Here is a 13,177-nt window from a genome sequence, read left to right on the forward strand (position 1 = left end):
CTGAATTACTCGTCGTCGGCTAGAAGGCATATCGATATGACGAGATAGAACAGCATATGTCTTGTCCCATACAGGAATCCAGTCGGCGGTTGTCTACCGAACATCCCGTCGGTCAGCAAACACACCTATCGTTCGATACCCACGCTCGGTTTACCGACGGTCTCACACGAACACGTCCAATCAATAGGGAGTCGACAGCGCCACTTGCCTACTCTCGACTCGTGGCCGACCCCTCGACGACCGTCCGGTCGTCATCGGTGACGACTTCGACGTCGATTGCCCCGTTCTCCCCGCTCTCGTCGAGGAAGACCCGTAGTGTGTCGTCGGGGAAGACGCGCGACGTGAAGCGCGTCTGGAAGGAGGCGAGGGCGTCGAGACCGACGTGTTCGCGGACGGCCCGCGAGGCGACGCCCGCGCTGAACATCCCCTGCCCGAAGACGCTCGGGTTGCCCGCGTCCGTCGCGTACGGTTCGTCGTAGTGGATGGGGTTGAAGTCGCCGCTCGCGCCCGCGTACTTCACGAAGTCGCGGCGTTCGACGTCCTCGACGACCGCGTCGGGGTCGCCGCGTTCGTGCCCGCTCCCGTCCGCCGCGGCGTCGTCCTGGATGGCGCCGCCGGTCTCGATGCGCGTGTTGTACGCCGAGAGGACGTGCTCGCCGTCGGCGTCCTCGAAGTCGGTTCGGAAGACGGCGAACGTCATCGTCCCGCCCTGACTCCCCTCGCGCTGGTAGGCGTCTTCGAGCGTCGTCTCGCCGGTGAGGGCGTCGCCCACGTAGACGGGTCGCTCGTACTCGTAGCGCTGCTCGCCGTGGACGACGTACTGCCAGTCGAACCCGAGGTCGAACCCGAAGTCGGTTCCCACTCCCTCGGGACGGTACCGCGGGAACACCCACGTCCGGGTGAACGTCGGCGGCGCCGGGACCGCGGGGTAGCCGGCATCCGCGGCCGCCTCGGCCGAACAGTAGACCGACGCGGGGTCGTGAATCGCGCGCGCGAACTCCTCGACCTTGCCGGCCTCGACGGTGAGTCCGACGACCGACTCGCGGGTTTCGCCGACCTGTGCTTCGATCTCTTCGAGCGGGATGGTTGGCATGGCGTGTCGTACCTCGCACGCGTGTAAAAAGACTCGTGCCGCGGCACTTCGCGACGCCGTTTATATCTCGGCAACGGCGTCGATATCTTCACAACGTGCCCGATATCTCCCGAATCCCGTCTATATCTCGTCAACGGCGGCGATAACTCGCCAACACCGACCTATATCTCGGAAACGTCGAGGAGCGACCGCACCTTCCGACACCCGAACTTTCCTGACGGCGGGGGGAGAGATGGTACCATGGTCGAGACGACTCGACGGTACGTGCTGGCGAAGCGCCCCGAAGGCAAACCGGACCGCGACACGTTCGAACTCGAGGAGACCGGGGTGTCGGACCCTCGCCACGGCGAGGTCCTCGTTCGGACTCTCTACCTCTCGGTCGACCCGTACATGCGCGGGCGGATGCGCGACCGGGAGTCCTACGCCGAACCGTGGGACGTCGGCGACCCCATGCAGGGCGGCGTCGTCGGCGAGGTCGTCGAATCCGAACACGAGCGCTGGAGCGAGGGCGACCGCGTGGTCGGGAACCTCTACTGGAGCGAGTACGCCGTCGTGGACGGCGACGACCTCAGCCGCGTCGACGCGCGCGCGGAGAACGTCACCCTCTCCTCGTACCTCGGCGTCCTCGGGATGCCCGGCCGAACGGCCTACTTCGGGACGCTGGAGGTCGCGGAACCCGACCCCGGTGAGACGGTCGTCGTCTCCGGTGCGGCGGGCGCGGTCGGTTCGACGGTCGGCCAGATCGCGAAACTCGCCGGCGCGCGCGTCGTCGGCTTCGCTGGCTCTGACGAGAAGGTCGAGTTCCTCGAAGACGACCTCGGCTTCGACGCCGGTATCAACTACAAGACGACCGACGACTACCGCGCGGCGCTCGACGACGCGGCGCCGGACGGCGTCGACGCCTACTTCGACAACGTCGGCGGTCCCATCACGGACGCCGTCTTCACCCGCCTGAACGTCGACGCGCGGGTCGCCATCTGCGGTCAGATCGCCCTCTACAACGAGGAGGGCGTCCCGACGGGTCCGCGGAAACTCCCCCAACTCATCGCCACCCGCGCGAAGGTCGAGGGACTGCTCGTCCGCGACTTCTCGCCGCGCTTCCGCGAGGCCACCGAGCAACTCCACGAGTGGGTCGCGAACGGCGACGTCGAGTACCGTGAGTCGGTCGTCGAGGGCTTCGAGAACGCCCCCGACGCCTTCCTCGGCCTCTTCGAGGGAGAGAACATCGGGAAGCAGGTCGTGAAGGTGGCCGAACCGAGCGAGTAACGCCGTCGTCCGGACTGCCGGGGGTGGAACCTTGAAGTACACCCACGTCGATTGCTGTCCATGGTCACGGTACTTCTCGACGAGTTCGGCACCCACGGGTGGACGTCTCCGCCGACCTGGCTCCGACCGGCGGGGTGGGTGTAGGTGGCCTACGAACGCTCCGTCTCGGCCGATTCCCACCGACTCGCCCCGGAGAGCGTCTGGCACCTCCAGATGCCCGAGATTCGCTTCGGCCGCGACGCGACCGAGGAACTCGGCTACCAGTTGCGCGACCTCGGTGTCGGAACGGACGCACGTGGCCTCGTCGTGACGGACGAGACGCTCGTCGACCTCGGCCACGCCGACCGGGTCGAGGCCTCGATCAGTGAGGCGGGCCTCGCGGTCGACGTCTACGACGGGTCCCAGCGCGAACCTTCCGTCCAGGACGCCGCGGACTGTATCGAGTTCGTCCGCGACCGGGCGGGCGAGGACGGCTACGACTTCTACGTCGGACTCGGCGGCGGCAGTTGCATCGACACCGCGAAGGTGACCCGCGCGGTCGTCGCGAACGGCGGGCGGCCACTCGACTACGTCGCCGAACCGACGGGCGCGGGCGAACCCATCGAACGGTCCGGCCCGCCACTCGTCCTGATGCCCACGACTGCGGGGACAGGCGCCGAAATCTCTCCGGTCGCCATCCTCTCGGTCGAGGAGCAGAACATCAAGGAGGGCATCTCCAGCAACCACGTCCGTGCCGACGCCGCGATCCTCGACCCGACGCTGACGACGACGCTCCCGCCGGACCTCACGGCCAAGACGGCGATGGACGCCCTCGGCCACGCCATCGAGGGCTATACGACCCACGAGTACGACTCGCTGCTCCGTGCCGAGGACCCCGCCGAGCGCCCGGTCTACGCCGGCCGGACGCCGCTCACCGAGATGTTCTCCGAGAAGGCCATCGACCTCCTCTCCTCGAACGTCCGGACGGCCGTCCACAACGGCGACGACCTCGAAGCCCGCGAGAACATGCTCCAGGGGGCACTGTTCGGTGCCATCGCCGGTCTCACCGCCGGCGCGAGCCTCTGTCACGCGATGGCCTACCCGGTCGGCAACCGCTACCACACGTCACACGGCGAGACCATCGCCGTGCTCACCCCCGCGAGCACCATCGACTACAACTCGGGGAGCGACCCCGCCCGCTTCGCGGACGTCGCCGAACTGTTCGGCGTCGACACGACGGGGCTGACCAACCGCGAGGCCGCCGACGCGCTGAAGGCGGAGTACGTCCAACTCCAGCGCGACCTGAACGTCCTCCCGAGTGGACTCCACGAACTGGCCGGTGTCACCGAAGACGACGTCGACTGGCTGGCGAGACAGACCGTCGAGACCCAGGAACGCCTCCTGCGGTGTAACCCACGACCGGTCACCGAGGAGGATGTCCGGGACGTCTTCCTCGACGCCCTCCACAACTGGGAGGACTAGTCCTCCGACCGCTGGAGGTCGGCACGCCGGACCTTCCCGGTCGTCGTCTTCGGGAGTTCGTCGAGGAACTCGATCTCGCGTGGGTACTCGTACTTCGCGAGTCGCTCTTTCACGTGGTTCTGTAGTTCTGCCCGGAGTTCTTCGTCGCCGGCGTACCCCTCGTTCGGGACGACGAACGCCTTCGGCACCTCACCTCGTTCGTCGTCCGGGACGCCGATCACCGCGGCGTCCGCGACCGCCTCGTGGCCGGCCAGCGACTCCTCGATCTCGACGGGACCGATGCGGTAGCCCGCCGAGATGATGACGTCGTCCTTGCGGGACTTGAACGTGAAGTAGCCGTCCTCGTCGCGCGAGCCGAGGTCCTCGGTGAGCAACCACCCGTTCTGGACCTTCTGTCGGGTCTTCTCGGGTTGGTTCAGGTACTCCACGAAGCAGACCGGGTCTCCCTCGTAGCGGACGGCAATCTCGCCGACGTCGCCGGGTTCGACCGTCGGTTCGGCCGTCTGCGGGTCGACGATGCGGACGTCGTGGCCGGGTGCGGCCAGCCCCATCTTCCCCTCGCGGAACTCGGCGAGGGCGGTGCAGTCGCCGACAGTCATGTTCGCCTCGGTCTGTCCGTACCCCTCGTGGACGGCCGCGCCGTCGAACGTCTCCTCGGCCCAGTCGACGATGCTCTGTCCGAGCGACTCGCCGCCGCTGGGGACGACGCGGACGGAGTCGACGTCCCAGCGTTCGCGGGGGTCGTCGACGCGCATCATCATTCGGAGGGCCGTCGGCGGTGCGAAGAGGTTCGTCACCTCGTAGCGCTCGACGAGGTCGAAGGCCACCTCGGGGTCGAACTGCCCGCCGTCGTAGGCGAGCACCGACTTCCCGTAGTAGAGTCCGGGGAAGACCACGTCGAACAGCGAGGCGATCCAGGCCCACTCCGCCGGCGTCCAGAAGACGTCGTCGTCCCCGAGTTCGAGGTTACAGATCGACGTGAGGAACAGCGGGAGTTGGCCGAGCAACATCCGGTGGACGTGGCGAACCCCCTTCGGGTCTCCGGTGGTCCCGCTCGTGTAGATGATGATGGCGTCGTCCTCGGCGGCCGTCTCGACGACCGAACGCTCGGTCGACTCACCGTCGAGTGCCTCCCAGAAGTCGACTTCTCCCGATTCGGGGGAGTCGACGTCCACCGTGAGGACCGTCTCCAGCGTGTCGACGTCGTCGCGAACCGACCGGAGCGTGTCGACGTTCGAGTCGTCGACGACGCAGGCGACGGCGTCGGCGTCGTCGAGTCGGTAGGAGAGGGCGTCGACACCGAACAGCGTCGAGAGCGGAATCGAGACGGCACCGAGTTTCCACGCGGCGACGTGCGCGACGACGGTCTCGGGTTTCTGCGGTGCGTTCACGCCGACGCGGTCGCCGCGGCCAACTCCCTGCGACGCGAGGTAGTTGGCCAACTGGTTCGTCCGCTCGCGGAGGTCCGCGTAGGTAAACTGGCGCTCGCGGCCGTCGTCGTCCTCGGCGAAGATCGCGGTTCGCTCGCCCTCGGCGTCCGCCCAGCGGTCGCAGACGTACGTGGCCACGTTGAACCGCTCGGGGACCTCCCACTCGAAGGACTCCCGGAGTTGCTCGTAGCTGTCCCACCCCTCCTCGTAGAAGTGGTACGCGTCGAGGCGTTTCGGTACAGACATGGTAGCACGATTCGCATGGGGAGAGATAAAACTCACCCACGATCGTGTTTCCACTGTTCGGAAACACCTCCAATATTGGAACCAACTTTCAGCACATCGGACAAATATTTATCACCAGTGCTGTTCGATGGTCGGTGTGGTTCGCGCTCCCATCACACCCATCCACCGCGGGACGATTCGCACCGACCTGAACCGCCTCGTCGAGGGGTTCTCCCTCGGGTCGCGAGCGGACCCCGACCCGGAGACGCCGATGGTCGAAGGGCCGGTGTACAATCTCGTCGTCGACCACCCCGAGGCGACCATCCTCTGGGACACCGGTTCGCACCCCGACGCCGGCGACGGCCACTGGCCGGCGGAGCTGTACGACGCCTTCGAGCACTACGACGCGGCCGACCACCCCCTCGACGACCAACTCGCGGCGGCGGGCTACGGCATCGACGACGTCGACGCCGTCGTCCAGAGCCACCTGCACCTCGACCACGCGGGGGGTCTCCACCACTTCGACGGGACGGACGTCCCCGTCTACGTCCACGAAGCGGAGTTGAAACACGCCTACTACTCGACGAAGACCGACGAGGGCGACCCGGCCTACGTCCTCGACGACTTCGACCACGACCTGAACTGGCAGGTCGTCCACCGGTCGTCCGAGACCCACTTCGAGGACCTCGAGTTCGTCCACCTCCCCGGGCACACGCCGGGACTGATGGGCTTCCAACTCGAAGACGACGCGCGCGGGACGGTACTCGTCGCCGGCGACGAGGCCTACTCCCGACTCAACTACGACGAGGAACTTCCCCTCGGTGCCGGACTCCTCTGGAGCGAGCGCGACTGGTGGGAGAGCCTCCGCGAACTCAAAGACCGCGAGCGCCGCACCGACGCGACGGTCGTCTGCGGTCACGACGCCGACGACTTCGAGCGCCTGGAGGGCGCCCCGTGAATTTTCTTCGATAGCTCTCACGCGCTAAATCTGAACATTGGTATTTATTAGGGTAGGATGAACACCTATTGTTAGCCATGGTCACGATACGCGGGTACGGGGCGTACGTCCCACTCTACCGCATCGAACGGACGGCCATCGCCGAACAGCACGGCGACTACGCGGGCGGCGGGGAGACCGCCGTCCCGGCCCACGACGAAGACGTCGTCTCGCTGGCGGTCTCGGCCGCGAAACACGCCCTCGACCACGCGGGCGTCGACGGGACGGACCTCGACGCGGTGTACGCCGCAACCACGTCCGACCCCTTCGACGAACGCGGCGTCGCACCCCACGTCGGTTACGCGGTCGGCGCGGACGGCGCGGTCCGCACGGGCGACTTCCAGGGGTCCGCCCGCGCGGCGACGAACGCCCTGCTCGCCGCCGACGACACCGTCACTGCGGGTCGTGCCGAGACGGCGCTCGTCGTCGCGGCGGACGTCCTCCACGCCGACCCGGGCACCAGCGCCGAGCAGACCGCCGGAGCGGGTGCGGGCGCACTCGTCGTCGGTCCCGATTCGGCGTCGGGTGTCGCCACCGTCGAGGACGCGGCCAGCGAGACGACCGGGTTCGTCGGCCGGTTCAAGCGCGCGAGTTCGTCCCCGCAGGAGGGTGACGGCCGATTCAACCGTGAGAACTACCTCGACGCCGTGACGGGCGCCGTCGAGCGACTGGGTGACGTCGATCCGGACCACGCGGCCGTCCCCGAACCCGACGGCGGGTGGGGCGACCGCGCGCTCTCCGCACTCGACCTCGACGCCGAATCGCACGGCACCTTCGACGCGGTCGGCTTCGCCGGTGCGGGGAGCGTCCTCCTCGACACCGTCGCCGCGCTCGACGCCGCCGCCGAGGGCGACCGCGTCCTCCTCGCCGCCTACGGACCCGGCGGGAGCGACGCCGCCGAACTGACCGTCACCGAGGTCCGCGACCAAGAGATGACCCTACAGGAGTACCTCGACAGCAAGGAGTACGTGACGTACGCGAAGCACCGCGACTACCGCGAACTGGAGGTGAGCGCCTGATGCACGAACCGCCCTACGTCCGCGACCGCGACGCGAACGAGCGCCTCCGCGCGTGGGAGTGTGGCGACTGCGGGTTCGTCTCGTTCCCGGAGCGCCGCGAGGTGTGCAAGCGCTGTGGCGCCCACCCGGAGTGGACCGAGACCCGCCTGCAGGAACGTGGAACTGTCCAGTCCTACGTCGTCCAGCAGCGCCTCCCCGACGAGTTCGAGACGCCGCTCCCGCTGGCGGTGATGGACGTCCCCCAGGAGTCCGGCGGCGAACCCGCCCGCGTCTACGGGTTGTTCACCGAGACGGACCCCGAACACGTCGAGATCGGGATGGAGGCGACGGCCGACTTCCGGCGTATCTTCGAGGTGTCGGGACTGCCCGTCCACTCCTTCAAGTTCAAGCGCCCGCGGGGTGACCGGCTATGACCCGCGACACCGCCGGACGGAGTTCGGCGAGCAGCGGGGCGTCGCCCCGCGACGTCGCCGTCGCCGGCGCCGGCATGATCGACTTCGGCGAACTGTTCGACCAGTCGTTCGACGACATGGCCGAGCAGGCCTACCTGAACGCCCTCGACGACGTCGACCGCGGCATCGAACCCGACGACATCGACGCTGCGTGGTTCGGCACGCTCGACATCGCGGGCGACGCCTCCTCCGGCCTCGGTCTCGCGCACGCCACCGGTCTCTTCGGGAAGCCGGTCACCCGCGTCGAGAACGCCTGTGCCACCGGGAGCACCGCCTTCCGCGAGGCCGTCCAGGCGGTCCGCGCCGGCAGTTGTGACGTCGCACTCGTCCTCGGCGCCGAGAAGATGCGCGACTCCGCGGAGGGTCTCATCGCCAACGCCGCCCTCGACCAGTTGTGGCGCGGACGCGGCGTGACGATGCCCGCCTTCTTCGGGTTGCGGGCTACCCGCCACATGGAGGAGTTCGGCACGACCCGCGAGCAGATCGCCGAAGTCTCGGTGAAGAACCACGAGAACGGCTCGAAGTACCCCCACGCCCACTACCGCTTCACCTGCGACGTCGAGGACGTCGTCGAGAGCCCGCAGGTCACCTACCCGCTGAACCTCTACGACTGCTGTCCGGTGACCGACGGCGCGGCGGCGACCATCGTCGTCAGCGAGGACGTCGTCGACGAGTACACCGACGACCCGGTGTGGGTCGCGGGCAGCGGACTCGCCGTCGACAGCATCCTCCGCAACCAGGACGAGGCGCTCTCGGGCTTCCCGGCGACCGAGCAGGCCGCCGCCCAGGCCTACGAGCAGGCCGGTATCGGTCCCGACGACGTCGACGTCGCCGAGGTCCACGACTGCTTCACCATCACCGAACTCGTCACCTACGAGGACCTCGGCTTCTGTGAGAAGGGCGAGGGCGGCGACTTCGTCGAGTCCGGCGCCCCGAAACTCGACGGCGAGAAGCCAGTCAACCCCTCCGGTGGGTTGCTCGCGAAGGGCCACCCCATCGGCGCGACCGGCGTCGCGCAGGTGAACGAAATCTACGAGCAACTCCGCGGCGAGGCCGGCGACGTGCAGGTCCAGAACGACCCGCAGTACGGTCTCCAGCACAACATCGGCATCGGCCGGAACGCGACGGGAAGCGTCTCCTGCATCAACGTCCTCTCGAAGGAACGTCCCTGAACACCGGTCGGACGACTTCTCTCCGACTCACCCCCTTCTGCCCCGTCACACGGCCGGCCCCTCTCACCGGTCGACGGTCGGCAACTCCTCGCCACCTCCCCTGGCGTCCTCGCGGAGTCGCTCGTAACACCGCTCGACCGCCGCGAAGTCGAGCGGTACGTCCGTCCGCGCAGGCTTCGAGAGGCAGTCGCTCCCGGCCGCGGTGAAGCGAAGCGGCCAGTCCTCCGCACCGGTCACGCCGATCCGCGGAGACACCTGGACCTCGGGGTCCCAGTCGGTCTCGTAGAACGAGAGCGACGTCTCGGCGAGCGGTCGGCCGTCGTACGCCTCCTTCGTGACGCCGAGGGCTTCCGTCAGTTTCCCGGGACCGCTCGTGAGTTCGGTCGTCCGTTCGCGCCCGCGTCGCTCGTGCATTCGCTCGCGGCCGTGTGTCGGTTCGAGCGCCCGCAGGAGGACGCCCTCGGGGTGGTCCTCGTACGCCGTGATGACGTTCAGCAGGTGGTGGCCGTGCATCGAGAAGACGTAGACGGTCCCGGCGCCCCGGAAGAACGGTTCGGTCCGCGGCGTCCGGCCGGCCGAGAGGTGACACGCCGGATCGATGGCGTTCACGTACGCCTCGGCCTCGACGACGAGGCCGCCGACCGGTCCGCCGTCGGTCTCGTCCCCAGTCTCGCCGCCGGTCCCGTCCCCCGTCCCGTCGTCCGACTCGTTCAGCAGAAGCGTCCCGACGAGGTCGCGGGCGACGTGGCGTCCTTGGCGGCGGAAGAACTCGGTGTCGAGCGCGTCGCCCCGCTCGAAGTCGTCGGCGTCGTGCGGCATCGGTGTCGACTACGCCACCCCCACCCTTCGGGGTTCGGGTCGCCGTCGTGTCGCCGTCCGACTCCCGCTCCCGGACCCACTGGACCCGCCGTAGAGCGTCACTACTCCGCCGGGTTCGAGCGACACGGTGACGACGTTCTCGCCGGAGTCGACGGTCCCACCGACGCGAGTCCACGACCCGTCCCGATAGCGCCACACGCCGAGCGCAGATTCGTTTTCGACCCGTGCGCCGTAGTGGATTCGGAGGGCGACTGTCGCGTTCTCACGTCGTTCGCCGGGCGCATCGTCGAGTCGCAGGTACGGTCCGACCTGCCGCCGGTCGAGTGTCGCGTTCGGCGCACCGACGCCGGCGAGGCGAACGTCCGTCCCCGCGAGTCCGACCGTGCCGTTCGCCAGCGTCACGTCGCGCGCGTAGAGGGTACTCCGGGCGTCCACCGCGAGCGCCCACTCGTCGGCCTCGACGGAGACGTTCCGGAGCGTCACGCCGCCGTTCGTCACGTTCAGCCCCACGCGCCCCCGGAGGCGCGCGTCGACGACGGTGACGTTCGTCGCGTTCGCGGCGCGAACGGCGCTCGCACCCGCCTCCGCACCCGTGGCCAGTGTGTGGCCGTTCCCGTCGAATCGGGCGTCGTCACCGGTGACGACGATACACGACCCGCTCACCGTCCGGACGTCGGTCGCGTAGCCGTACCGCCCGCCGGCGTCGACGCGGGCGCAGGCGTCGAGCGAGACGGCCGAGAGCGCGTCCACGGCCGACTCGGCGTCGACGAGTCCGTAGCCGGTTCGGTTGTTCGTCTCGGTCCCGCGGAGGTCGCGGGCCGTGGTTCGGAGGGTCCGCCGGAGTTCGGCCGACGAGAGCGGGTCGGCGCTCGCCTCGACGAGGAGGGCGGCGACGCCGGCAACGTGCGGGGCGGCGGCGGACGTGCCGGCGAACGGTCGGGAGTCGTAGACCGCGACGTCGACCTGGTCGGGGGCGACGACTTCGGGTTTCAGTGCACCGTCGACTGTCGGCCCGCGCGAGGAGTACGGTTCGAGTCGCGTAGTCCCCTCGCGGACGGCCCCGACCGCGAGCACCGGTTCGACGACGGCGGGCCGCTTCACGCTCTGTGCCCGGTCGTAGTGGTCGACGAACTGCGCCCCGTCGTTGAGGAACACGTCGAAGGAGGTGTTCCCGGCGGCGCTGCGCTTCCAGATGCGGAGTCGGTACTGGCGCGCGCTGCGTGCCCCGAGGACTTCGACGGGCGGTTGGCTCCCGCGCTGGACGTTCTCCGACTGGTCGACGTACACCCACGCCGACCCGTTCCACGCCTGCAGGTAGGCGTCGTAGTTGTCGTCCGAGGCGGGCCAGTCCCGCCAGTTGACGTGGACGCGGACCGACCCGGTCGCCGAGCGAATGCGGACCGCGTCGCCGCCGTCGGCGAACTCGAGCCACCGGTCGCCGTCGGTGTTCCGCCACGTCGTGTTCAGGTGCTTCCGGTAGCCGGCGTTGCCCGCCGCGACGACCCAGGGCGTTCCGTGGCGGTCGCTCTGGCGAATCTGTCGGCCGAGCGTCGACTCCCCGTCGAAGGGGCCGACCGGCAACCCGAGCGACGCGACGGCGACGTCGGCGTTCGTCTCGGCGTCGACCCAGTCGGCCGCGCGAGCCAACTGGGTCATCGTGTCGACGTCGACGAGTATCAGCGAGGCGTTCGGTGCGGTGTCGGCGACGACCTCCGCGACGGCGGTCCCGTGACGACCGCTGTCGAACCCGTCCGACCCGAAGGACTTCGTCCGGACGACGTCGTCCGAGAACTCCGGCGACGACGTGTCGAAGCCGAGTCCGACCACCGCGACGGTCGCGTTCTCCCCGGTGAATCCGTTCCGGTGGAGGCGAGGCACGCCGAGGTCGTCGAGGCCGCCGGAGACGACCTGTCCCTGCCCTCCTCCGCTCGCAGCGAGCGTTCCGTTCGCCCGGAGGTGGTGTGGCCGCCGAACGAACGTGACGTCGGCGCGGTTCGCGAGGGTTCGAACTGCCGAGCGCGGAACACGGGCCTCGACGCGCTGTCCGATGCGGGTGAGGACGGTTCCTCCCTCGGAACGGACGGCCCGCGCGACGGCCAGCGACGCGCCACTGCGCGTCTCGACGACGACCGTCACGCGTTCGTCGGTGCCGGCCGTGTCGAGCGTCGACGACTGCTGGAGGTCACTGGCGACTTGCGGGGAGACCGTCGACGCGGCCGTCACCGGTGGTGTGGCACCCGAATCACCCGGCAGCCACACCGCGGCGGGTCCGGTCATCGGCGCGAACACGAGGAGGACGGCGAAGAGGGTGAGGGATGCTCGTCGCATTCGTGGGGGACTGTCTCGGTTCGTGCTTCCCGGACGGGACACTTGTACTCGGTGGCCACCCGACCGCGGGAGGACGTCGGGGTCGACTCGGTGGCGTTCAGACTCGCCGGAGCACCGCCTTCCACGTCTCGGGACGGTCTTCGACCGTCTCGACGTCGAACGCCCGGTCGTCGTGGTGGTCCCGGACGTCCGCGGGCGCGAAGCGTTCGTCGGTGGGCGGTCCCTCTTCACCCGCCCCCGCGGCCGACCAGTCGACGTGGACGACGCGGGCACCCGGTGCGAGCACGCGTTCGAGTTCGTCGAAGGCGGCGTCGCTCGCGAACTCGTGGTAGGTGTTCGTCGAGAACGCGGCGTCGAGTCCGCCGTCGTCGAAGGGGAGGTCCGCGACGTCCGCCGTCACGAGCGAGACGTTCGCTGGGACGCCCTTCTCGCGGAACTGCTCGTGCATCGCCTCCTGGACGTCGACGCCGTACACGTCGTCGGCGAACGGGGCGACGTCCTCGGTGTAGAAGCCGGTCCCGCTCCCGAGGTCGGCGACCGTCTCCGACCCGTCGAGGGCGAGCGCACCGAGCAACTCCTCGCGCGAGCAGAAGCGGTAGCGCGCCGCGGCGTCCTCCAGCAACTCCGCCCGTTCGACGTCGAAGGTGTGGAAGCCCATGGTGGCCGGTCGTCGCCCGCCGCCGAAAGTCTGCGGGTCGCTCACGCCTCCTCCCAGGTCGTCCGCCGGGCGACCAGGGCGAGGGCGTACCCGCCGAGACTGACGACGACGGCGAATCCGACCCACACCTCGGTCGGGGCGTCGACCGTCAGGAGCGTCACCGCCACGAGAGTCACGAGCGCGCTGAACAGCGTCGAGACGCGGCGGAACGTGCGCGGGTCCATCGTCCCGGCGTTCTCTGCCGACGCGAAAAACAG

At 68.9% G+C, this 13,177-nt stretch carries 12 protein-coding genes; 6 read left to right on the top strand and 6 right to left on the bottom strand.

Annotated elements, in window-relative coordinates; translation table 11 throughout:
* Positions 1 to 208: 208 nt before the first annotated feature.
* Positions 209 to 1,093, bottom strand: coding sequence for a MaoC family dehydratase (locus tag P0Y33_RS00775; RefSeq protein WP_279528671.1), 885 nt, complete (start codon positions 1,091 to 1,093; stop codon positions 209 to 211).
* 240 nt (positions 1,094 to 1,333) lie between these two features.
* Between P0Y33_RS00775 and P0Y33_RS00780 the strand changes: the two genes are divergently transcribed.
* Both P0Y33_RS00780 and P0Y33_RS00785 read left to right on the top strand, forming a co-directional pair.
* Positions 1,334 to 2,359, top strand: a complete 1,026-nt coding sequence (locus tag P0Y33_RS00780; RefSeq protein WP_279528672.1) for an NADP-dependent oxidoreductase — start codon at positions 1,334 to 1,336, stop codon at positions 2,357 to 2,359.
* A gap of 144 nt (positions 2,360 to 2,503) precedes the next feature.
* Positions 2,504 to 3,820: a hydroxyacid-oxoacid transhydrogenase gene (locus tag P0Y33_RS00785; RefSeq protein WP_279528673.1), complete on the top strand. Its 1,317-nt coding sequence runs from the start codon at positions 2,504 to 2,506 to the stop codon at positions 3,818 to 3,820.
* Here P0Y33_RS00785 and P0Y33_RS00790 read toward each other — a convergent pair.
* A complete protein-coding gene (locus P0Y33_RS00790; protein WP_279528674.1) occupies positions 3,817 to 5,496 on the bottom strand; it encodes an acyl-CoA synthetase in 1,680 nt (559 codons plus the stop codon). The genes P0Y33_RS00785 and P0Y33_RS00790 overlap by 4 nt on opposite strands.
* Before the next feature lie 136 nt (positions 5,497 to 5,632).
* Here P0Y33_RS00790 and P0Y33_RS00795 point away from each other — a divergent pair, with 136 nt between their 5' ends.
* From P0Y33_RS00795 to P0Y33_RS00810, 4 genes are all read left to right on the top strand, one after another.
* Positions 5,633 to 6,433: an N-acyl homoserine lactonase family protein gene (locus tag P0Y33_RS00795; protein ID WP_279528675.1), complete on the top strand. Its 801-nt coding sequence runs from the start codon at positions 5,633 to 5,635 to the stop codon at positions 6,431 to 6,433.
* A gap of 77 nt (positions 6,434 to 6,510) precedes the next feature.
* On the top strand, positions 6,511 to 7,491 hold the full coding sequence (locus P0Y33_RS00800; protein WP_279528676.1) for a hypothetical protein: 981 nt from the start codon (positions 6,511 to 6,513) through the stop codon (positions 7,489 to 7,491).
* Positions 7,491 to 7,904 carry a Zn-ribbon domain-containing OB-fold protein gene (locus P0Y33_RS00805; RefSeq protein WP_279528677.1) on the top strand — a complete coding sequence of 138 codons (414 nt, stop codon included), beginning with the start codon at positions 7,491 to 7,493 and terminating at the stop codon, positions 7,902 to 7,904. Before P0Y33_RS00800 ends, P0Y33_RS00805 begins: the two co-directional genes overlap by 1 nt.
* Positions 7,901 to 9,115 (top strand): thiolase C-terminal domain-containing protein, encoded by a 1,215-nt coding sequence (locus tag P0Y33_RS00810; protein ID WP_279528678.1) that lies wholly within the window; start codon positions 7,901 to 7,903, stop codon positions 9,113 to 9,115. The genes P0Y33_RS00805 and P0Y33_RS00810 overlap by 4 nt, the downstream gene beginning before the upstream one ends.
* A gap of 63 nt (positions 9,116 to 9,178) precedes the next feature.
* Here P0Y33_RS00810 and P0Y33_RS00815 read toward each other — a convergent pair whose 3' ends face one another.
* From P0Y33_RS00815 to P0Y33_RS00830, 4 genes are all read right to left on the bottom strand, one after another.
* Entirely contained in the window at positions 9,179 to 9,934 is a 756-nt protein-coding gene (locus P0Y33_RS00815) for a DNA-3-methyladenine glycosylase (protein ID WP_279528679.1), read from the bottom strand.
* A 9-nt stretch (positions 9,935 to 9,943) separates the two neighbouring features.
* Positions 9,944 to 12,262, bottom strand: a complete 2,319-nt coding sequence (locus tag P0Y33_RS00820) for a S8 family serine peptidase (RefSeq protein ID WP_279528680.1) — start codon at positions 12,260 to 12,262, stop codon at positions 9,944 to 9,946.
* 97 nt (positions 12,263 to 12,359) lie between these two features.
* Positions 12,360 to 12,920 carry a class I SAM-dependent methyltransferase gene (locus P0Y33_RS00825; RefSeq protein WP_279530062.1) on the bottom strand — a complete coding sequence of 187 codons (561 nt, stop codon included), beginning with the start codon at positions 12,918 to 12,920 and terminating at the stop codon, positions 12,360 to 12,362.
* Between the two features lie 41 nt (positions 12,921 to 12,961).
* Entirely contained in the window at positions 12,962 to 13,144 is a 183-nt protein-coding gene (locus P0Y33_RS00830) for a hypothetical protein (RefSeq protein WP_279528681.1), read from the bottom strand.
* Between the last annotated feature and the right edge of the window lie 33 nt (positions 13,145 to 13,177).

Origin of the sequence: Halospeciosus flavus (assembly GCF_029814175.1) — an archaeon.
GTDB lineage: Archaea > Halobacteriota > Halobacteria > Halobacteriales > Halobacteriaceae > Halospeciosus > Halospeciosus flavus.